Source organism: Furfurilactobacillus entadae, from assembly GCF_045862745.1.
In the GTDB taxonomy this organism is placed as follows: Bacteria; Bacillota; Bacilli; order Lactobacillales; family Lactobacillaceae; genus Furfurilactobacillus; species Furfurilactobacillus entadae.
This window is the reverse complement of record NZ_BQXN01000019.1, coordinates 13,242-34,427: the sequence shown is the minus strand read 5'-3', so window position 1 is coordinate 34,427 and position 21,186 is coordinate 13,242. Positions and strand designations below refer to the sequence as shown.

The following is a 21,186-nucleotide window of genomic DNA, read 5'->3' as shown; positions in this document are numbered from 1 at the left end:
TAATTAAGTTGATTATACAACGGGAATGAAAATGAAAAAAGGTACCCCCACGGACGACGTTGTTCGTGGGGGTACCTTTGGTAAATGTTGTGATTAAAGGTACTTTGCGTCAAACTCTGGATCTTGGCTGGTCAAAATCTTTGGACCATCCTTCGTAATGGCTAAGGTGTGTTCGTACTGACAACTAAGACTGCCGTCAGCGGTGCGAACAGTCCAGCCATCATCAGCAACAGGCGCACAACGCCAGTCGCCAATGTTGACCATGGGTTCGATGGTGATGGTCATCCCTTCACGCAACCGAACGCCCTTGCCGGCTTCACCATAGGCAGGAACCATTGGGTCTTCGTGCATGGTGGGCTGGATTCCGTGACCAACGTATTCACGAACGTCGCCGTAACCCATTTCGTCTTCAACATAATGTTGAATGGCGTAACCAATGTCACCGATCCGGTTTCCAACCACGGCCTGATCGATTCCGAGGTAAAGGGCCTTCTTGGTGACATCCATCAGTTTCTTCACGTCGTCGCTAACTTCGCCGACAGCAAAGGCCCAGCAAGAATCGGACATGTAACCGTCGACACTGATAACCGTGTCAACCTTTACGAGGTCACCGTTCTTCAGTAAAAGGTCTTTGCGAGGGAAAGCGTGACAAACTTCGTCATTAACGCTGACACAAGTTGCAAAGTCGTAGCCTTCAAACCCTTTTTCTTCAGGCTTGGCATTGTGTTCGTCAAAGTATTTAATGGCAAACCGTTCAATTTCCCAGCTTGAGATTCCAGGTTTAATGATGTCGCGCAAGCCAATGTGCATCCCAGCTAAAATGGCGCCGGCTTTGCGCATCCCTTCAATTTCACGTGGTGATTGTAATGAAATCATTGAATTATCTTCTCTTTCCTATCATGTTGTGACACTACTTAGTCTAGTATACCCATTTATGCAAATAATGGGTCATCAAATGAACCGATTGCAAGAAAACGTGATGATCACGCCGATCAATTAGCTGGTTAACTTATTGAACTCATTCACATGTTTCTAGTGATTGTGCTTGACGAGTGAGGGGTGAACGGGTTACGCTACTTCCATCAATTACGCGGTTAAAGACCGTAAGCCAGATGATTGATGGGCCGACGCATTCACATCACTGCCATGAAGTGGAATGTGTTCGGCCAGCCTGCTACGTGTTGCACTACACAAATTCAATGTTATTCATGACGGGCTTTTTACAGAAAGGAAGCACACTTTTGACTAATCAAGTAAAACATCAAAAAGTTGTCCTGGTTGGGGACGGAGCAGTTGGCTCTTCATACGCATTTGCAATGTTACAACAACAAATCGCGGATGAATTAGTCATTGTTGATATTCAAGAGGACCACATCAAGGGCGACGCGCTGGACTTAGAAGACGTTCAACCCATGACAGCACCAATGGATGTTCATGCGGGGACGTACGCAGACGCTGCGGATGCAGACCTCGTGATTATCACTGCCGGCGTTCCTCGGAAGCCGGGTGAATCACGGTTAGACTTAGTCAACAAGAACCTGAAGATCTTACGGTCCATTGTGACACCAGTTGTTGATAGTGGCTTTGACGGGATTTTCATTGTGGCCGCTAACCCAGTTGATGTGTTGACGACGATGACGCAACGGCTTTCTGGTTTTCCAGAGGAACGCGTTATTGGTTCAGGCACGTCATTAGATACTAGTCGGTGGCAAGTTGCGTTGGCAAAGAAGTTCAACGCGGATCTGCGGACGGTTGACGCCTACATTTTGGGCGAACACGGGGACAGTGAATTCGCTGCGTACAGTGCTTCAACGATTGGTGGTCGCCCATTACTGGACGTTGCCAAGGAAGCTGGCGTTAGCCAAGAAGAATTGGATCAATTAGAACAGGAAACCCGCGTTAAGGGTGGCAGCATCATCAAACTGAAGGGGGCAACCTTCTACGGTGTTGCCACGAGTTTGATGCGGTTGAGCCGGGCCGTTTTACGGAACGAAAACGTGGTGTTACCAATTGGGGCACCAATGAACGGTCAGTATGGGTTAACGGATATGTACATTGGAACCCCCGCATTGATTAATGCGACCGGTGTTGCAGGTGTTATGGAAGTCCCATTGACGGATGAAGAACAAGCCAAGATGACTGCTTCGGCAGCGGCATTGAAACAGGTTTTGGATGACGCAACGGCAGAATAAACGTGTTTTCACGTTTAGCAGGCCGCTAACATTAAAATGAATGTTATTGGAAGTGTGCAGAATAAGTCTGCACACTTTTTTTGATAATTATGAGAAAAAGTGTTTCGTTGGTAGATTCACAAGCAAAGATGAAATTAAGTGGATTTAAGAAGTGGATAATACCGGGCGTTTACACGTTCTGTTGACGGTACTATTAATCTTTTTAATGACACCTATTCAGTTTGACTATAAACTTTGTGAGATTGTAGACTAAGTGAGGTTAATAACGACGCGTGCGAAATTACTGTTGGTAATTCGGACGTGCGTTGCTTTTATTTCATTTTGTTTGTTACTAAAAACACAAGGAAACGGAGGACCATGATAATGTCAGATTATCGTGTCGAAGAAGATACCATTGGGCCAGTTAACATCCCTAGTGAAGCACTATGGGGGCCACAAACTGAACGGAGCCGGAACAATTTTCCAACGGGGCAATTCATGCCAATTGCTATTATTCGTGCCCTGTTACAAATTAAGCGTGCCGCTGCCGAAGCTAATCAGGAACTTGGTCAAGTTAGTGCTGAAAAGGGTCAACTGATCGTTCGTGCCATTGACGAACTGTTGAAGTTGAGTGATGAAGACCTGCGGAAGGACTTCCCATTGCGTGTCTACCAGACGGGTTCTGGAACACAAACGAACATGAACACAAACGAAGTTGTCGCTCACGAAGCCGCAAAGTTGGATTCATCCATTGAAATCCTACCAAACGATGACGTGAACCACGGTCAAAGTTCAAACGACATCTTCCCAACGGCCATGAACATCACGGCCAGCGTTGCGGTTGCTGAATTAGAAGAAGCTGCCCAACACTTGATCGATGAATTAAAGGTTAAGCAAGAAGAATACTGGCGGACAGTTAAAATCGGCCGGACCCACTTGCAAGACGCAACCCCATTGACGTTTGGTCAAGAAATCAGTGGTTGGGTCAGCATGATCGAACACGACCTCGGTTACCTGAAGAGTTTGGATGGCACCTTGCTTGAATTAGCAATGGGTGGAACGGCCGTTGGGACTGGGTTGAACGCCGCTCCTGGGTTTGCTGATGACATTGCCGACCGGATGAGTAAGACCTATGGGCCAGCATTCACAGCCAAGACCAACAAGTTCTACGGTTTAGCTGCGCATTCAAACTTAGACGTTGTCCACGGTGCCATGAAGACGTTAGCTGCCGACCTGATGAAGATCGCTAATGACGTTCGGTTCTTAGCAAGTGGCCCCCGTGCCGCTTATGCGGAATTAAACATTCCTGCTAACGAACCTGGTTCTTCAATCATGCCGGGGAAGGTTAACCCAACACAGGCTGAAGCCATCACCATGGCTGCGGTTCGTGTAATGGGGAATGACGTGGTGGTTACCATGGCTTCTTCACAAGGGAACTTCGAAATGAACGTTTACAAACCAGTTCTGATCGACGCCTTCCTTGAATCAGCAGAATTGTTACGTGGAACCATGATGGGCTTTGCCGACAAGATGATCCACGGCTTGACGGTTAACAAGGAACGGATGCAAGAATTAGTGGACAACTCACTGATGACGGTGACCGCCTTATCACCACACATCGGTTACCATGACAGTGCCAAAATTGCCCAACAGGCTGATGAAGAAGGGACAACGTTACGTGTTGCTGCTCTGAAGTCTGGCAAGGTTACTGAAGAACAATTTGACGAATGGGTTGACCCATTAAAGATGACAAACATCGATCGTTAATCACGCACATTGAAAAAATAAAAGTTCAGCATCATCACTAAGGCAGTCCTTGATTAAGGAGGAGTGGCACATGGCATTCGCACTATTAGGTTTGTTAGTTTTGTCGTCCTTGTTGGTTGGGTTAGCGCTCACATCGCTTGATGCGCACACCTTAAAATGTACTGATTCCACCGACTAGTTCGGTGGGTAATATTGAGAGGAAATAAATCATGGGTTTAGAGAAAGTTAATTATAAAAAGTTTCTTTGGCCAGTAGTGATTGGGTTAATTCTCTGGTTCGTCGCACCAGTTCGACCAGATGGCATTAGCCTCGCTGCTTGGCACATCTTAGCAATTTTCGTTGCAACAATTATTGGTTGTATCACCCAGCCGCTACCAATTGCAGGGGTTGCGTTGATCGGGATGACCATCACCGTTTTACTTGGCATTGTGCCCATGGAAGAAGCCGTTACGGCCTTTGGGACCAACGTTGTTTGGTTGATCGCCATGGCTTACTTCCTGTCACGTGGGTTCATCAAGACTGGGTTTGGTCGGCGGGTCGCGCTGATTTTCGTCCGCTTGTTTGGTAAACGGACACTTGGTTTGGCCTACTCGCTGATCGGGGTTGACTTGGTCACTGCACCCGCAACGCCAAGTAACACGGCGCGTGCCGGTGGGATCATCTACCCAATCATCGAATCACTGGCAACAACCTTTGGGTCACACCCAAAGGATGGCACGGAACGGAAGATGGGTTCATTCTTAGTCTTCGCTGAATTCCACGGTGACATCATTACGTCAGCAATGTTCATCACAGCCATGGCACCAAACTTGGTTGCCGTTCAAATGGCTGCTAAAGCCGGCATTCACATTACGTGGGTGGGTTGGTTCTTAGCTGCTCTGGTTCCTGGGATCATCAGTTTGATCTGTGTCCCATACATCATTTACAAGTTGTATCCACCAGAGGTTAAGGAAACACCAAACGCCAAGGAATGGGCCGACAAAGAATTGGCTGACATGGGACCAATGAGCACTGCTGAAAAAATCATGTGTGGTGTGTTCCTTTTGGCACTGTTACTGTGGGTCCTATCAAGCTTCATCGGTTTGGACTCAACGTTGGTTGCCTTCATCGCCGTTTCATTACTGTTACTGACGGGTGTCTTATCAACAAAGGACATCTTGAATGAAACGGGTGCCTGGAACACAGTGATCTGGTTCTCAATTCTGATCTTCTTGGCAAACCAATTAACGAAGTTTGGTTTGATCAAGTGGTTATCAACGACAATCGGTGGTGCAATGCACGGAATGAGCTGGTTGTTAGTCTTGGTTATTCTGTTTGTCTTCTACTTCTACACTCACTACCTGTTCGCTTCTGGAACAGCCCACGTAACGGCAATGTACGCCGCATTACTGGGGGTTGCGTTAGCCGCCCACGTGCCAGCAATGTTAGCAGCCATCATGCTTGGTGTCTGTGGTCCGTTGTTCAGTTCAACGACGCATTACGCTAGTGGTCCTGCAACCGTTCTGTTCGGTTCAGGTTACGTGAAGCAAAACGACTGGTGGCGGATGAATGCCATTCTTGGTGTTTTCTACATCGTCGTTTGGCTCGGTGGTGGCTTACTATGGACCAAAGTTTTGGGTATGTGGTAAGAAACGACTTTATGTAAACGCAATTTTAAAGGGTTCGTTCACCGGAAGGGTGAGCGAACCTTTTTTTGCGGCTTGAAGTAGCGCAGGAATTGCATTTGAACGGATAGAAACTGATAAATGCACCGGATTAAAGTTGCAGAGTGGTGACTTGTTTTCAGTTTAGAGGTGATGCTTATGGACTTGCCTAAGAAAGGTGAACAAGTTGAGTGCCCTGGACGTCCTTACGTTGATGTTAGGAATGGCGATGTTTGTCGTTGCTTTAATCAACGTGATCGTTCAAATTATTTCGTTGGTCAATCGGAAATAATGGTACAAAAAAAGCCCCTCGAAAGACTTTGACAGGTTAGAGTGGGCTTAATTTGTATCTTTTAGATTAAAATCATGAAAACAAGTCACCGCTTTGAAAACGGTGATTCGTAGCGCCCCATACCAGTAGGGCGTTTTTATGTGCCATTAGCACAAAATTAGTATAGTGACTCCGTTGGAGAGCGTCAACATAAATCACTTTTTGGGAAGACTTTTTGCGGAGAAATCGAAATCGTTTCTTTTTGGGCCAAAATTTTCTATGATAGCGGTGTAGTTAATCTAGCAAGGGGGTCATGTAAAATGGCAGAAATCGTCACGATTGGTAAAAGTAATGTTCAAACGGGAAAACTTGGGCTAGGAACCAATAAAGTTGGTGGCCATAATTTATTCCCCAACTTAAAGGATGAAGATGGTGCCGCCGTTGTTCGGGCAGCGCTCGATCAGGGCATCACATTATTAGACACGGCGTTTATGTACGGCTTAGGTCAATCGGAAACAATCATTGGCGACGTTCTTCAGGATTACGATCGGAGTAAGGTTATTTTGGCCACAAAGGCCGCACAGGATCAATCACGTGATCTCGCCCCTAACAATGAACCGGCGTTCTTAAAGCAGGCCGTTGAGGACGCCTTAACCCGGTTAAAGACGGATTATATCGACATCTTTTACATTCATTTTCCAGACGAGACGACCCCAAAGAATGAAGCGGTCGCTGCGTTACAAGAACTAAAGGAAGCTGGTAAGATCAAGGCCATTGGGGTATCGAACTTCACATTGGCTCAGATAAAGGAAGCTAACCTTGATGGTTACGTCGATATTGTCGAGGATAATTACAGTTTGGTTCATCGGGAGGCAGAAACAGACTTGTTGCCATACCTGAAGGAAAACAACATTTCGTTTGTGCCGTACTTCCCATTAGCTTCCGGGTTATTGACCGGAAAGTATACGGCTGACGACGCAGCTAAATTTGATCAATTTTCTGCGGACCAGTTTTCGGCAATTATGGCTGGCCTGGACGGTGTTCGGGCAATTGCAGCGGATCATGACGCAACCGTTGCTCAAACGATTCTTGCATGGTACATTGCCGATCCAGATGTTAGTGTCGTTATTCCAGGCGCACGCGTTGCCGATCAGGTGAAGAGTAACGTTCAGGCGCTTAGCGTGAACTTGAGCGCAGACGAAGTAGCTAAGATCGACGCACTGTTCAGTTCATTTAAATAAGCTCGTCGTTAAGTGAGGCTAAATCACAACAAAGTTAACTAAAAAACCCGCCATGGTCAACGAAACATTGTTGACCATGGCGGGTTTTTTTAATTATTTACTGACGGTTTTCGTGCCACCTGCGTCACCGTTACTACCTTCCTCGGTTCCGGGGTTAAACCAACTGGCGTGCACGTTAGTTGGTTGTTTCTCCAGGTTGAAGAGGGTCACGACGTCTGCGGGTGCTTTGTTCCACGTGTAACTTTTGACCAATTTACCAGAAGTAATGATCCGGTACTGAATGCTAGGGAATAAACAGCTGATAATGGTCACCTTGGCCGTTTTGGAATGATTGAGGACGGAGACATCATCCTTGTCAACCAATTTTTGACCAGTGATTTTATACTTGTAAATGTTTGTCCCATTGGCTAAATAAATGAACTTACCATTGAGCCAGTCACTACCCTTGAGTTGGCCGTTGACCAGGTAAGGTTCATCGGCGTTCGTCTTCTTTTGAAGGGCACTGAAGCCGGTTTTGCCGTCGTTAAAGTTGTGACTGGCTAAACCGTAGTTATCTTGCCCCATCGCAGGAACGTCTTTACCTTCGGGATCCTGTTCACTGCGGTTTGCGTAGTTGGCACCGGCGCTTAACCCCTTATCAGAATAAGCGTCGTTAAAGATCGGTTGCAAGATGCCAACGTCGGGAATTGAAACAAACCCCTGTTTCGTTAGCCCTTGTTTTGTTTGTGTTTGCCGCATGAGCTGTTTACTGATGCGGGTTCGTTCACTGGATGAGATAGATTTGTGGCGCTTTGGAATTACCTTGCTGACAAGTTCCTGCTTGGTGGCTGACATGTTTGTTGGCAAAAACTTATCGGCCAGCATGTAGCCGCCGATCCCAACCATGGCAAGGATGAGCAGGACGATGATCAGATTCGACCAGCGGAATTTTCGTTTGTTCTTTTTCATGAGTCCGGGAGAAACCTCCATGGGATATTAATTAAACGTTATCTACGAACCATTATACGACTTTACGGTTCAATTTTTGAAATAGTTGCATCGCAGACAGGAGTTAGTTTTCCATTTCCAGCAGAATTCGGTTGGCAACAGCCTCATTCGTGATGACATCCGTTAAGAAATCGCCCCGCAGTGCACCCAAAAGGGCCCGACTCTTAAACTTACTCTTCACGATGCCAACACGTCGGGGGACGGTGAGCAAGGCGTCCATGCTGGCCCCCAATGTTTTATCGTCATTGACGAGTAAGTGACCATTGATGTCGTAGGGGCGACCATAGAGAACCCCGACGATTTCTTGAGCGCTCACGTCAGGGAAAAAGTCGGCGAAGTGTTGCTTCCACACGGGAATTGTTTCGATGGAGGCGGCTGTGCCAATCCCAGCAAATAAAAGGTCCATCCGCCCGGCAGCGGATAGCGCAGGCAGTAAGGCTGGTTCAGTTAGTAATTGCGCACGGAGCTCATCGCTATTGACGTACAGCGGTGCAGGCAGCGTGACGTACTGGGCGTCGAACTTTGCGGCCGCTTTTTGAACGATGGGAACGGTGCTGGCGGCGGTATTGAGCTTCAAATTTTCACCGATAAACTGAGTGAAAATAAGGTTTTCACGGACTTCCGCATCGAAGTGGTCAATGATGTTCCAGACGGTCCCACCCCAGGTGGTCCCAACCACGTGACTGTTGTGGATGAGATCTTGGAGTTCATTGGCTGCAAATTCAATGACGTTTTCAGAGTCCTTATCAGGGGATTCTGTGTCCCGAAGAATAAAGATGTTGCGAATGTTAAACCGTTGTTTAAACAGTAATTCAAGTTCTAAATTACGTGAAACGGGTGTGTCGATGCTGATTTTAACGAGCCCAGAGGCCAGCGCCTCATCAAGGGCCTTTGTGATCAGGTAACGGCTCAGGTGGTATTTTTTTGAAATGTCGGTAATGGGTAACTTTGAAAGGTAGTAATCTTGGGCGATGCTGGCGAGCTGTTCACGGTGTTTAACGTCTTCCATAATAAAATCTCCATTCGAACTTAAGCTTAATGTCTATCTCATCACATTGTTTTAAAAAATGCAAGTCTAGTTAACAAATTATAAATGACGAAAATGACCGTTTTAAAAATGTGAAAAATGCTTTCCACATTTGCGATTTGATGACGAACCGAGTAAAATGGTCTTCGTAGAACACGTAGTAAAACTCATCATTTTTCATGGCATGTGATGGGATGCACTTTGCAGGGGGTGTTAATGGTAAATGGAAAATGAAGTTGTTGATTTACACTTGCAGGATCCGCACGTCCGCCAGACATGGGAGACGTTTTTAACCTCATTGGGAATCACTGATTTTGCCGCAACTGAGACAAAAGCAATTGACTTCACCGTCGGCATTTACGATGGTGATCGGTTAGTTGCAACCGGGTCAGCGGCAGGCAATGTCTTGAAGTACATCGGTGTGTGCAACAAGGAGACAACGCAGGGAACACGGTTTAACACGATCGTTTCTGCATTGATCAACCGACTGTTTCAACAACAGGTGTTCCACCTGTTTGTCTTTACGAAACTCATGTATTCCGATAGCTTTCAGCACGTTGGTTTTCACGAGCTAGCGCGTTCTGATGTCGCGGCCCTCTTGGAAACGGGGGACCGGAGCGTTGAGGATTACCTTAACGAAATTCCGCGGGTGGCTGACCAAGCGACTAAGCAAGTTGCCGGAATCGTGATGAACGCCAATCCGTTTACCAACGGGCACCGTTATTTGGTGGAAACGGCGGCACAAGAAAACGACCTTGTGTATGTGTTTATGGTGAACACGGATGCATCGTTGTTTAGTACGGCGGAACGGTTTGAACTGGTCAAAGCCGGGACGGCCGACCTTGATAACGTGATCGTGGTCAACGGCGGCGATTACATGGTCAGTTTTGCCACGTTCCCAGCATACTTTTTACCAACCCCCGATCAGCAAATTGATTATCAAACGACACTGGATGCACGGATCTTTCGGGATCGCATTGCCCCAGCGTTAAACATCACAACGCGCTACCTTGGCACCGAACCGTTGTCACACACGACGGGCTTGTATAACCGGGTGTTACAGCGTGAGTTACCACCAAAGGTTGCCGTCCACATTGTGGATCGAAAGCAAACGGGCACGGGAACCGTGATTACCGCAACAGCAGTTCGGCAGGCGATTGCAACGAATGAATTGGCGCCGCTAGCTGATTTGCTCCCAGCAACCACACTGACGTTTATCAATGAACATTTACCGATGTTGCAAGCACGCATTCAGAAAGGAATGAAGATTAATGGAAATTAAGCAGACCGCATTAGCCGGCACGCTGGAATCCTCTGACATCCAATTGATGTTGTCAAAGGGCACAGACGGCATTCAAATTGATTTGGAGTCAGACGTTGAAAAACAGTTTGGTGACCAGATCCGTAAAGTGATCACTGAAACCCTGGAACAGTTTGACCTCGATAACGTAAAGGTTAAAGCCGTTGATAAAGGGGCGTTGGACTGTGTGATTAAGGCACGGACGATTGCCGTTGCACAACGCGCATTACAAACGCAGGACCAACCTGCATGGGAGGTTTTCTAAGCATGGCTGAAATGAAAGAACGTTTACGCCGAACAATGATGTTTGTGCCAGGGAACAACCCTGCCATGGTGAAGGACGCCGGGATTTTCGGTGCTGATTCCATCATGTTCGATTTGGAAGACGCCGTTTCAATGGCAGAAAAAGATGCTGCCCGGGCATTGGTTTACGAAGCACTTCAAACGCAAGATTACGGTGATTCTGAACTGGTTGTTCGGATCAACGGTGATGACACGCCTTACTATCACAATGACATTAAGGCCATGGTCAAGGCCGGTATCGACGTGATTCGGTTGCCAAAAACGGAAACGGCTGACATGATCACAACGTTGGTGGCGGATGTTGCCGCTGCTGAAAAGGAATTTGGTCGTGAAGAAGGTTCCACACACGTGATGGCCGCCATCGAAAGTGCGAAGGGTGTTTTAAACGCCCCAGCAATTGCGGCTGCTTCAGACCGAATGATTGGGATTGCGTTGTCTGCTGAAGATTACACAACAGATATGAAAACGCACCGTTACCCAGATGGGGCCGAACTAGAATTTGCCCGGAACATGGTTTTACACGCTGCCCGCGCTGCTGGCATCGCTGCGTTTGACACGGTGTTCACCAACATGGACGACACGGAAGGCTTCTACCGTGAAACACGGTACATCCACCAGCTTGGGTTTGATGGGAAGTCACTGGTTAACCCTCGGCAAATCGCCATGGTTAACGATGTTTACCAACCAACTGAAAAAGAAATTCTTAACGCCAAGAACGTGATCAATGCGATTGAAGAAGCACGAATCAAGGGTTCTGGGGTTATTTCAATGAATGGGCAAATGGTCGACCGGCCGGTTGTTCTCCGGGCAGAACGGGTTATGCGCCTTGCCAAAGCATCAAACTTAGTGGATGAGGAGGGAAACTACCTTGAAAAATAATGTTGATCGCGAACTGCCAGAACAGATGATGGCAGATTTAAACTACCAGCCTTACGAAACGACAAACATTGGTCACCCGGATATTCAACGGGTTGCACCAACTGTGCACGTTCAAACAGGTGATGATAAGCTGGTTGATTCCATTGAAGACGTTGTGAAGGCAACGGTTAAAGATGGTATGACCATTTCGTTCCATCACCACTTCCGTGACGGTGACTTTGTGTTTAACAAGGTCATGCGGGTCATCATTGACGCCGGCATCAAGAACCTGACGTTAGCGCCATCTTCATTGACTGGTGTGATGAATGACATGGTGATCGAAGCCATCAAGGCTGGGACCGTCACAAACATCACGAGTTCAGGGATGCGTGGTTCATTGGGTGATTTCGTATCACACGGTAACTTGAAGAACCCCGTTATCTTCCGTTCTCATGGTGACCGTGCGCGGGCCATTGAACACGGTGACATCAAGATCGACGTTGCCTTCTTGGGTGTGCCAAACGCCGACAAGTTGGGGAACGCTAACGGGATGGAAGGAAAGGCTGTCTTTGGTTCATTAGGGTATGCCCTGATGGACGCACAGTACGCCAACAAGGTCGTCCTGTTAACAGATAACCTGATGCCATATCCAAACACGCCAGCGTCCATTAAGCAAACGCAGGTGGACTACGTGGTTGAAGTGGACCAAGTCGGTGACCCTGATAAAATCGGTTCCGGGGCAACCCGGTTCACGAAGGACCCGAAGGAACTGAAGATTGCTTCAACGGTTAATGATGTGATCGTTAACTCACCATACTTCAAGGATGGTTTCTCGTTCCAAACGGGTTCAGGTGGTGCTGCTCTGGCCGTAACGCGTTACTTGCGTCAGGCCATGATCGATAACCAAATCAAGGCATCGTTTGCGCTTGGTGGAATCACAAAGCCAACGACTGACCTGTTAAACGAAGGCTTGATCGACCGTGTGATGGACGTGCAGGACTTTGATAAGGGTGCTGCGGATTCGATGCACACGAATCCACACCAGCAGGAAATCGACGCGTCATGGTACGCTGACCCAGATAACAAGGGTGCCATGGTTGATCAACTGGACGTTGTGATTTTGAGCGCCCTGGAAATCGACACGAAGTTTAATGTCAACGTTATGACGGGGTCTGATGGGGTCATTCGTGGCGCCGTTGGTGGTCACCAAGACGCTGCCACTGCAAAGCTGACGATCATTTCTGCACCGTTGGTTCGTGGCCGGATCGCAACGATCGTGCCAGATGTAACGACGGTAGTTACACCAGGGGATTCCATTGACGTTGTGGTTACGGAATACGGGATTGCCATTAATCCGAAGCGGACTGATTTGCTGGCTGCGTTGAGTAACATTGCTGGAGTACCAGTGTTCACGATCGATGAATTGCAAAAGATGGCCGCTGCCAAGGTTGGTAACGCAAAACCATTGGAATTCACGGACCGGACGGTGGCCTTGGTGGAATACCGCGACGGAACGATTATTGATGCGATTAAGGAAGTAAAAGATTAAGAGCGAGCCAAAGCACGGTTAGACCCGCTCAGGTAACGCAAAAACGGCGCTTATGGGTGATTTTCCCATGAGCGCCGTTTTTGTGTTAGATGAGGAAGGGTCTGTGCTTTGGCTCGCGTTTGTGGCCCCTTAGTTCTACAGAACATAAAAGTTGTTATCCGTGTCTAAATGAGAATGAGAGTAATGATGGGTGATTTTCCCATGGGTCCCCTGTTTGTGTTACCTGAGGAAGGGTCTGCAGTTTTTTTCGCGTTTGCATCCCCTTAGCAAATAAATCAGACAAGTCGTTATCCCTGTTTAAGCAAGAATGAAAGTAACGCCGGGTTAGAGGGTAACGGTTCCGTTATGGTTATGAGAGTTTACTTGTTTCGCTTTATGGATTTAATTAGAAAGTCAATGCTAGAAAAGATGGTTGCCATCATTTGATGCAACGGGGTTATTCCAGTGTTTGGCAAATGATCGTTATGAATTTTAGTAGCCGTTTCATTAGGATTCATGGCTTGAATGCCGTTTAGCCAGTTGTTAACGCCGGCTGAACGATTTCGCCCAATTTGGGTGCTTGTTTTGATTAACCCAGATAAGGCACTTGCGTGGGTGGACACAATGCCCTCAGTATCGTTAGTAATTGCGTGTCTCTTCCGTAGTAAAGTGCCGTCATCTGTGACACCCTGGGCCGCCTTTAAACGAATATTTGCATAGTTGCGGGACCCGGAAAGGTTAGTTAACCGTGACTTTAAATTAGTTTGCTCACTCATGTCTTTTCACTCACCATCATCATTTTATTTTTATCGCTAGATATCCGCGCCGCCAGTTGTTCATTTTTGACTCACGTGGTTAGCTTACGGAAGTTAAATTATGTGGTGATTTTATCAAGGAAAGGGCCAACGTCTAAATAATATGCTTATGATTATCATAAAAATTATTCGATTTAATGGGTACTTGTTGGTAGTTATGATATGTGACAGCCCGTTAACCGTAAACTATGGTACTCTTAAGCATAAGAGATCGAGGAACGAAAGGAGTCACAGCTGGTGAATACACGTGACTTAGCGTATTTTTCTGCGCTGGTAGAACTTAAAAATTACACGGTGGTGGCGACCCGCTTCAAGGTGAGCCAGCCGACAATTACGGTGGCGGTTCAACGGTTAGAAACGGAATTTGGGGCACCACTAGTTGAGCGTGATCGCGCTCATAACAAGCTTTCAATTACCCGCGCGGGTATATTGTTGTACCAACGTGCGCAACAGATTTTGAAGGATTTAGATCTTGCTCATAGTGAAGTCGCTCAGGCAAACCAGTCCAAGATTCGGTTTGGCATTCCGCCGATTATTGGCACAATGTGGTTTCCACTGGTCGTTGGCGAGCTGTTTTCTCGGGGGTTGCTGAAATACACAGAAACACTTGAAATGGGGTCCTATCAATTATTGAAGGAACTTGAAGCGGGGCACATTGATATGGCCTTGCTGGGCTCTGTGCGTCCGCTACAAGAGGAGAACCTTAACATCACCCCCTTAGCAGCGCACCCGTTCCGTGCTGTGGTGAGTCAAAACCATCCGTTAGCAGGCGCGGGGCACATTTCGTTTGAACAGTTAGCGCGCGATAATTTTGTGACGATGACGGGGAAATTTGTGCACCCGCAGGCGCTGAAAGCCTACAGCGAGTACGCCGGTTTTACGCCAAACGTTGTGTATAGTACGCCAACGTTATCTCTGATCAAAGGGCTGGTTCGTGCGAATCTCGGTGTTAGTTTGCTCGTGGATGACGCGGTCCAACGGGATGACGGGTTGGTGCAGCTCACGTTAGATGATCCCGTTCAGGAACGGTTTAACATGTCGTTAGTTGTTCGGAAGGCGTTTTTACCAAACCAGGTCCAACAGGAATTTATCAGCACGTTATTTACGTTGAAAGAACTGGTCGGAACGGGCGAATAATTGACTCGTTAACCAACAAAAAAGAGGATGGACTTAAAATGATTGAATTTCGGTATGATACACAATGCTTGATCGATGGGCATGATCTGGATGAAGGCGCCATTGATCGCTACATTAAGGCAAATTTTAAGGGCGACAGTCTGATTGCCGTTGGCGACGCTGAGTTAATTAAAATTCACTTTCACACGAATGAACCATGGGACATTTTGAAATACTGTGCCTCACTTGGTGAAATTTTCGACATCGTTGTGGAAGATATGGATCGGCAGTCACGGGGACTACAAGGATAATCAAAAATGCACCGCTGAGTGATGATTTTGTCATCATTTAGCGGTGCATTTTTTGTTGTTAATCACGTTCGTTAAAGACTTGTTTCGTTACGGTGAGTGCGTTTAACACCTTTGGAAAACCGACGTACGGCAGACACTGAATGATTGCCTCAACCACCTCCTGGCGAGATAGCCCAACGTTAAGGCACCCATTAATGTGGACCCGTAATTGTGCGGCTGTATCACCTTGTGTTAAGAGGCTGGTGATGGTAATGAGTTCCCGTTGCTTTAAACTAAGGCCTGGGCGTGAGTAAATGTCACCAAACGCAAATTCTTCGATATACGTGGCAACGTCAGGGGCAATGTCTGCCAGTGCGGTCATGACACTGGTTGCTGCGTTTGCGTCAACTTCTTGCAGCCGTTTTTGGCCGCGTTCTAACCGTGTTTGTTCAGTCATGTTAAGACTTCCTTTCATATGAATTGCTGTAAGTCTACAAGCTGGAGTGAACTCCATGTCAATGATGAAAATTGACTTCTAACATTTTTGATGGCAAAGTTCAGTTAATTAGCAGGTGAGGGGGCAAATGATGGAGCGAATTGGTGCATTTTCAAAGCGGGTGCATGTTTCCATTGATACGTTACGGTATTACGAGAAGTTGGGATTGATAACGCCACATCGGTCACGGATAAATCAACGTGAGTACGATGACGCTGACACAACGTGGATGGCCTTTATTAACCGGTTAAAACAGACCGGGATGCCCATGAAACAGATTCAAACGTATGCAGTCTTACGGGATCAAGGGGACGAGACGATTGACCAACGGCTTGATTTGTTGGCGGCGCAACAAAGACGATTGGAACGTGAACAACAACAGATTCAAGCACACCTGGATTTCATTGATCAAAAAATTGAAACCTATCATCAACGGCAGCGAGAACGTGGTCAAAGTGTGCCGAAGGATTAAGTGGTGGTCGCCAGTATCAGCGTGCTCACGGTAATTAATGCGCGTGCTGCGATAAATCCTTTATTTTTGTGAATTATCCGCTTGCCTTAAACCATGGTTTAAGGGCTATACTCTGCTTATCAACCAAAGGAGGACGTCATGGCAACCTATTCAATCAGTGAGGCAGCAGCATTCTTTGACTTACCGGAGTCAACGTTACGCTATTACGACAAGCGTGGGTTATTAACGTTTTTAGAGCGTGATGACTTTGGCAACCGGGTGTTTACAGAAACCCAAATGGCGCTGTTAGCAACAATCACACACTTGAAAAATAGTGACATGTCGATTCAACAAATCAAGCAGTACGTTGATTGGATCATGGAAGGTGATGTGACCATTCCTAAACGACTGGAAATGATGAAGGCGCACCGAAAAGCGATTGAACAGCAGATTGCGGCGCGTGAAGCCAGTCTTGATCAAGTTGATTATAAAATTGCAAGATACCAAAAATATGTGGATGAACAGGAGCAAGTAAAATCATGAAAACAGCATTAGTAACGGGCGCCAACAAGGGCATCGGGTTTGAATTAGCAACAGCCTTATTGAAGGATGGCTACCACGTTTTGGTCGGTGCACGGTCTGTTGAACGCGGTCAAGAAGCGGTGAAACAGTTAGCACCACTGGGGCCGGTCGATTTTGTTCAAGTCGATCTATCAGACTTGACGGTCGTGGACCAAGCGGCGGCCACGATCAATGCTCAGTTTGGTGAGCTGAACTTACTGGTCAACAACGCGGGAATTTCAGGTGACATGCGGAAAGCGGCCTGGGAATACACGCCAGAAGAACTGATGGAAACCAACCACACAGACTTTATTGGCCCATACGAACTGACCCGGCAGTTGTTGCCAACGTTAGAAAAGAACCACGGGACGATCGTAAACGTAACGATGCCAATTGAACCGCAGTCATACTTCAACCCATTGGCATACTTGACGGCGAAGGCACCATTAAACGTAATGATCAAATCAATGGGCCTTGGGTTCAAGGAAGCCAATAAACCCGTTTCCATTTTTGGGGTGATGCCTGGTGTGATTTCAACAGATCTGAACGGCAACATGCAAGGTGAAGGTGTCATCACGCCTGCCGAAGCAGCGGCGCTGATTCTGAGTTTCACAACGGATGGTCAGGACCATAACGGCCAGGTCATCAACCATGATGGCACGGTGGCTGATTACACGGCTGGCTCAAACTTCTAATTCAAAGTAGATAAATAAAAAACTGTCCGTTTAGGAAACGTCTCCTAACGGACAGTTATTTTTTGGGGAAAGTTAGCCGATTGCTTGCTGGAGCGCAGTTAAGAGTTGCGTAATCGCAGGTGTCTGCGCATTGTTCGCGTAAATAAACTGAAGTCGACTGAAGAACGGGGTCGTAAGTGGGCGAGCAACGAGTTGATCGGTCATGAGTGGCGCTAACGACTGGCGAAACAATAACGACACCTGGTTGGCTGATGTGACCATCGCCAAAATGGTTTCAATGTGGGTGCTTTCAAAACGGATGTGGGGGTCAAAACCTGCTTCATGGCAGAGCTCAAACAACGTTTCATACACCCCAGAGCCAAGTGGAAGGGTGGTAAACGCTTCGTTTTGAAGGTCAGAAAGAGCAATTGTGGAGCGCTGAGCCAGCGGATGAGTGGCGGGCAAGACAACCATTAATTCATCTGTTAATAATGTGGTCTTGGTGAGCCCCTCGGTTCTGAGGTAGCGGGTATTCAAGTCACGGACAATGATGGCGTCTAACTGCTGTGCCTGTAGCTTTGAAACGATCCGCTGGCCCTCCGTTTCCTCTAAGTGAACATTGACATTTGGATGTGCCATCATGAACGTGCTGATGGCCGAAATAAGCCCAAATTGGGCAACGACTGGAACACTCCCTAACCGCAAACTACCGTGGGCAAGCGCCTCGACGGTCGCAATTTCGGCGGCCATGTGATCGTATTGATCGATGAGGCGTTGAGCGGACCGGTAAAAAGCTTCGCCACTCTCCGTGATCTGAAGTTGCCGACGGTTCGTGGTGCTGATGAGCGTCGCATGAACCTCGACTTGGATATTTTTGAGGCGCTTGGACAGCGCAGACTGGGTCATTTGAAGCGATACCGCGGCGTTTGACACGTTCTTGGTGTTATAAACGGCGATGAATGCGCGCAGGTCATCAATGGTCATGAAGGTCTCCTTTTATTATTCCTTATGAGAATAACGTTACGACAAACGCGATTTGTTTACAAGATGCACTGCCGGTTATGATTGATTTCATAAAGAAACGACACGAAGGGAGCACGCTTAAAATGACAGATAAACAACCACCGTATGATCTCCGGCGGGTTTTAACCGAACTAGCCGCAATTGAAGGCCAGTACCACGAAACAAATGAACTGGTCGATCCAAACGCAGAGTTAGCTGGTGTTTACCGCTATATCGGGGCTGGTGGTACCGTAAAACGGCCAACCCAAGAGGGGCCAGCGATGATGTTTAACAACGTCAAGGGCTTCACCGGGACGCGGGTTTTGATTGGACTACTTGCTAGCCGTAAGCGCACCGGATTGATGTTTCATCATGATGAGAAAACGCTCGGTCAGTTTTTGAATGAGTCAGTTGAACACCCCGTTGATCCAGTGATGGTGACAGAAGCGAATGCCCCCGCGCATGAGGTGGTTCACCGGGCGGAAGACGCAGACTTTGACATTCGAAAGCTAATCGCTGCGCCAACCAACACGGCGTATGATGCGGGCCCTTACATCACAATGGGGCTTGTGTACGGTTCAAACATGGCAAAAACCATGAGTGACGTAACCATTCACCGGATGGTGTTGGAGGATAAAGACACCATCGGAATCTACATCATGCCTGGTGGGCGCCACATCGGGGCGTTCGCGGATGAATACGAACGGGCCAACCAACCCATGCCTGTAACCATTAACATTGGGCTGGATCCAGCCATCACAGTGGGCGCAACCTTTGAGCCACCGACTACCCCCCTAGGGTATAACGAATTAGGTGTCGCCGGGGCGATTCGGCAAGAACCGGTCCAATTAGTGGATGGCATTACGGTTGATGAAAAGGCCCTAGCACGGTCTGAATTTACCATTGAAGGATTCATCATGCCAAACGAACGGATCCAAGAAGACATCAACACACAGACTGGAAAAGCGATGCCCGAATTCCCCGGTTACGATGGGGATGCGAATCCGGCCGTGCAGGTGATCAAGGTAACCGCCGTAACACACCGGAAGGATCAGCCGATTATGCAAACGGTCATTGGCCCCAGCGAAGAACACGTAAACTTGGCCGGAATTCCAACGGAAGCAAGCATTCTATCGTTAACGAGTCGGGCCATTCCTGGCAAGGTGCTCAACGTGTTTAACCCGCCAGCAGGTGGCGGAAAGCTCATGACGATCATGCAGATCCACAAAGAAAGCCTGGCAGATGAGGGGATTCAACGGCAGGCAGCGCTCCTTGCCTTCTCTGCTTTCAAAGAATTGAAGTCCGTGATCCTGGTGGATGACGATGTGGATATTTTTGATATGAATGATGTGATGTGGACGGTAAATACACGGTTTCAAGCGGATCAAGACATCGTGGTGTTACCGGGCATGCGCAATCACCCGTTGGATCCATCGGAACGACCTGAATATGATCCTAAGTCAATTAGAACAGCCGGAATGTCATCTAAGTTGATTCTTGATGGAACCGTTCCGTTTGATATGAAGGAACACTTTATTCGGGCCCAGTTTAAAGAGGTCGCCGACTGGCAAAAATATTTGAAGTAAGCAAACTGGAGGGTGTGCGATGAAACGAATTGTTGTGGGTGTGACCGGTGCGTCTGGCACGGTGTATGCAGTAGCGCTACTAAAGGCGTTACATGAAGTTTCGAATGTTGAAACACACTTAGTGATGAGCACGTGGGCGAAGAAAAATTTAGCGCTAGAGACGTCGTTATCATTGGCAGAGATGGAGGCACTGGCTGACTTCAATTACCATCCAAACGATCAGGGAGCAGCGATTGCCAGTGGGTCGTTTCTCCATGACGGGATGGTTATTGTACCGGCGAGCATGAAGACCATTGCTGGTATTGCCAGCGGGTACGGTGAAAACCTGATTGCCCGTGCAGCGGATGTCACGATGAAGGAGCAACGACGGTTAATTATTGTTCCACGTGAAACACCACTGAGTGTGATTCACTTAGAAAACATGACACGGCTTGCTCGGCTAGGGGTTCAGATGATTCCACCAATTCCGGCGTTTTACAATCACCCGCACACCATTCAGGATCTTATCAATCATCAGACCATGAAGACCCTTGATGCATTGGGAATTGAAAATGACTTAGACAATCGGTGGAAGGGGCTTAGTGAAGGATGAACGAAACGTTTAGTGTGACAGCAGAAGACTACACGATCAGTGCCACCATCACCCAAATTGGCCCGGACGTTCTGATTGTAGTTACTGGTGGTGATCATCCCCACATTGGGGACGTCACAACGCTCACGGCAACGACGCCGGTTCAAACCGTTCGTTATCCGAGCCATGATGGTCGGTTTCACAAGGATGACTACGTGAGCGACCGAATCGTTAACCATGTCCAGCCAGTGCTGACCGGTAGTTGCACGGTTACCGCGGGCATTCACGTGGACCAAATCACCCAGGCGCAGATTAACGCCGCTGGACCAATGGGTGACCAGCTGGGCGCACAAATTGCCACATGGCTACGTGAACATCCAGTTGAAACGACGGCGCCAGCGTACTACCGTGATGATGAACAACCGAAATAAAGCACCAAGAACGACATAACAACTTTAATTAAGATGACAAGCAAACTCGCTTCTGAGGCACACTGGTGCTTTGGAGCGAGTTTGGCGTTGTTTGATA

The 21,186-nt window shown here is 47.7% G+C and carries 23 protein-coding genes; 17 read left to right on the top strand and 6 right to left on the bottom strand.

Translation table 11 applies throughout. The features are described 5' to 3' along the window. Positions 1-93: 93 nt before the first annotated feature. Complete coding sequence (map, locus tag ACKTR5_RS08540) at positions 94-876, bottom strand: type I methionyl aminopeptidase (RefSeq protein ID WP_407880787.1); 783 nt, start codon at positions 874-876, stop codon at positions 94-96. 365 nt (positions 877-1,241) lie between these two features. Here map and ACKTR5_RS08535 point away from each other — a divergent pair, with 365 nt between their 5' ends. The 5 genes from ACKTR5_RS08535 to ACKTR5_RS08515 all read left to right on the top strand — a co-directional run bounded on the left by ACKTR5_RS08535 (position 1,242) and on the right by ACKTR5_RS08515 (position 7,093). After that, entirely contained in the window at positions 1,242-2,192 is a 951-nt protein-coding gene (locus tag ACKTR5_RS08535; RefSeq protein WP_407880786.1) for an L-lactate dehydrogenase, read from the top strand. 363 nt (positions 2,193-2,555) lie between these two features. Next, a complete protein-coding gene (locus tag ACKTR5_RS08530; protein WP_407880784.1) occupies positions 2,556-3,938 on the top strand; it encodes a class II fumarate hydratase in 1,383 nt (460 codons plus the stop codon). A 209-nt stretch (positions 3,939-4,147) separates the two neighbouring features. Then, positions 4,148-5,566: an anion permease gene (locus ACKTR5_RS08525; RefSeq protein WP_407880782.1), complete on the top strand. Its 1,419-nt coding sequence runs from the start codon at positions 4,148-4,150 to the stop codon at positions 5,564-5,566. 193 nt (positions 5,567-5,759) lie between these two features. Next, on the top strand, positions 5,760-5,873 hold the full coding sequence (locus tag ACKTR5_RS08520; RefSeq protein ID WP_407880780.1) for a putative holin-like toxin: 114 nt from the start codon (positions 5,760-5,762) through the stop codon (positions 5,871-5,873). 299 nt (positions 5,874-6,172) lie between these two features. Continuing rightward, the gene (locus tag ACKTR5_RS08515; RefSeq protein WP_407880778.1) at positions 6,173-7,093 is read left to right on the top strand and encodes an aldo/keto reductase; all 921 of its coding nucleotides are present in this window, start codon (positions 6,173-6,175) and stop codon (positions 7,091-7,093) included. Positions 7,094-7,186: 93 nt separating this feature from the next. Here ACKTR5_RS08515 and ACKTR5_RS08510 read toward each other — a convergent pair whose 3' ends face one another. Further along, a complete protein-coding gene (locus ACKTR5_RS08510) occupies positions 7,187-8,041 on the bottom strand; it encodes a class A sortase (RefSeq protein WP_407880776.1) in 855 nt (284 codons plus the stop codon). A gap of 103 nt (positions 8,042-8,144) precedes the next feature. Beyond that, positions 8,145-9,089, bottom strand: a complete 945-nt coding sequence (locus ACKTR5_RS08505; protein ID WP_407880774.1) for a sugar-binding transcriptional regulator — start codon at positions 9,087-9,089, stop codon at positions 8,145-8,147. A 241-nt stretch (positions 9,090-9,330) separates the two neighbouring features. Here ACKTR5_RS08505 and citC point away from each other — a divergent pair, with 241 nt between their 5' ends. The 4 genes from citC to citF are packed head-to-tail and all read left to right on the top strand — an operon-like array spanning position 9,331 to position 13,117. Beyond that, positions 9,331-10,389 carry a [citrate (pro-3S)-lyase] ligase gene (gene citC / locus ACKTR5_RS08500; protein ID WP_407880772.1) on the top strand — a complete coding sequence of 353 codons (1,059 nt, stop codon included), beginning with the start codon at positions 9,331-9,333 and terminating at the stop codon, positions 10,387-10,389. Next, positions 10,379-10,672 (top strand): citrate lyase acyl carrier protein, encoded by a 294-nt coding sequence (gene citD, locus ACKTR5_RS08495; protein ID WP_407880770.1) that lies wholly within the window; start codon positions 10,379-10,381, stop codon positions 10,670-10,672. The genes citC and citD overlap by 11 nt, the downstream gene beginning before the upstream one ends. A gap of 2 nt (positions 10,673-10,674) precedes the next feature. Beyond that, positions 10,675-11,589 carry a citrate (pro-3S)-lyase subunit beta gene (citE, locus tag ACKTR5_RS08490; protein WP_407880768.1) on the top strand — a complete coding sequence of 305 codons (915 nt, stop codon included), beginning with the start codon at positions 10,675-10,677 and terminating at the stop codon, positions 11,587-11,589. After that, positions 11,579-13,117, top strand: coding sequence for a citrate lyase subunit alpha (gene citF, locus ACKTR5_RS08485; protein WP_407880767.1), 1,539 nt, complete (start codon positions 11,579-11,581; stop codon positions 13,115-13,117). Before citE ends, citF begins: the two co-directional genes overlap by 11 nt. A 359-nt stretch (positions 13,118-13,476) precedes the next feature. Here the strand turns inward: citF and ACKTR5_RS08480 are convergent, their stop codons facing one another. Further along, entirely contained in the window at positions 13,477-13,872 is a 396-nt protein-coding gene (locus tag ACKTR5_RS08480) for a hypothetical protein (RefSeq protein ID WP_407880765.1), read from the bottom strand. 276 nt (positions 13,873-14,148) lie between these two features. On the opposite strand from ACKTR5_RS08480, the gene ACKTR5_RS08475 reads away from it, so the two are divergent. Beyond that, positions 14,149-15,048: a LysR family transcriptional regulator gene (locus tag ACKTR5_RS08475; protein ID WP_407880763.1), complete on the top strand. Its 900-nt coding sequence runs from the start codon at positions 14,149-14,151 to the stop codon at positions 15,046-15,048. Between the two features lie 38 nt (positions 15,049-15,086). Continuing rightward, a complete protein-coding gene (locus ACKTR5_RS08470; RefSeq protein ID WP_407880762.1) occupies positions 15,087-15,338 on the top strand; it encodes a kinase to dihydroxyacetone kinase in 252 nt (83 codons plus the stop codon). Between the two features lie 58 nt (positions 15,339-15,396). On the opposite strand, the gene ACKTR5_RS08465 is transcribed toward ACKTR5_RS08470, so the two are convergent. Continuing rightward, entirely contained in the window at positions 15,397-15,774 is a 378-nt protein-coding gene (locus ACKTR5_RS08465; RefSeq protein WP_407880760.1) for a carboxymuconolactone decarboxylase family protein, read from the bottom strand. Positions 15,775-15,904: 130 nt separating this feature from the next. On the opposite strand from ACKTR5_RS08465, the gene ACKTR5_RS08460 reads away from it, so the two are divergent. The 3 genes from ACKTR5_RS08460 (at position 15,905) to ACKTR5_RS08450 (ending at position 17,520) form a co-directional block, all read left to right on the top strand. Continuing rightward, the gene (locus ACKTR5_RS08460) at positions 15,905-16,285 is read left to right on the top strand and encodes a MerR family transcriptional regulator (protein ID WP_407880809.1); all 381 of its coding nucleotides are present in this window, start codon (positions 15,905-15,907) and stop codon (positions 16,283-16,285) included. A gap of 138 nt (positions 16,286-16,423) precedes the next feature. Further along, a complete protein-coding gene (locus ACKTR5_RS08455; RefSeq protein WP_407880758.1) occupies positions 16,424-16,807 on the top strand; it encodes a MerR family transcriptional regulator in 384 nt (127 codons plus the stop codon). After that, positions 16,804-17,520: an SDR family NAD(P)-dependent oxidoreductase gene (locus ACKTR5_RS08450; RefSeq protein ID WP_407880756.1), complete on the top strand. Its 717-nt coding sequence runs from the start codon at positions 16,804-16,806 to the stop codon at positions 17,518-17,520. The genes ACKTR5_RS08455 and ACKTR5_RS08450 overlap by 4 nt, the downstream gene beginning before the upstream one ends. Before the next feature lie 72 nt (positions 17,521-17,592). Here ACKTR5_RS08450 and ACKTR5_RS08445 read toward each other — a convergent pair whose 3' ends face one another. After that, positions 17,593-18,483: a LysR family transcriptional regulator gene (locus ACKTR5_RS08445; RefSeq protein WP_407880754.1), complete on the bottom strand. Its 891-nt coding sequence runs from the start codon at positions 18,481-18,483 to the stop codon at positions 17,593-17,595. A 122-nt stretch (positions 18,484-18,605) separates the two neighbouring features. Between ACKTR5_RS08445 and ACKTR5_RS08440 the strand changes: the two genes are divergently transcribed. The 3 genes from ACKTR5_RS08440 to lpdD are packed head-to-tail and all read left to right on the top strand — an operon-like array spanning position 18,606 to position 21,089. Continuing rightward, on the top strand, positions 18,606-20,087 hold the full coding sequence (locus ACKTR5_RS08440) for a UbiD family decarboxylase (RefSeq protein WP_407880753.1): 1,482 nt from the start codon (positions 18,606-18,608) through the stop codon (positions 20,085-20,087). 19 nt (positions 20,088-20,106) lie between these two features. Then, the gene (locus ACKTR5_RS08435; protein ID WP_407880751.1) at positions 20,107-20,679 is read left to right on the top strand and encodes a UbiX family flavin prenyltransferase; all 573 of its coding nucleotides are present in this window, start codon (positions 20,107-20,109) and stop codon (positions 20,677-20,679) included. Next, a complete protein-coding gene (lpdD, locus tag ACKTR5_RS08430) occupies positions 20,676-21,089 on the top strand; it encodes a prenylated flavin chaperone LpdD (RefSeq protein ID WP_407880749.1) in 414 nt (137 codons plus the stop codon). The genes ACKTR5_RS08435 and lpdD overlap by 4 nt, the downstream gene beginning before the upstream one ends. Positions 21,090-21,186: the final 97 nt, after the last annotated feature.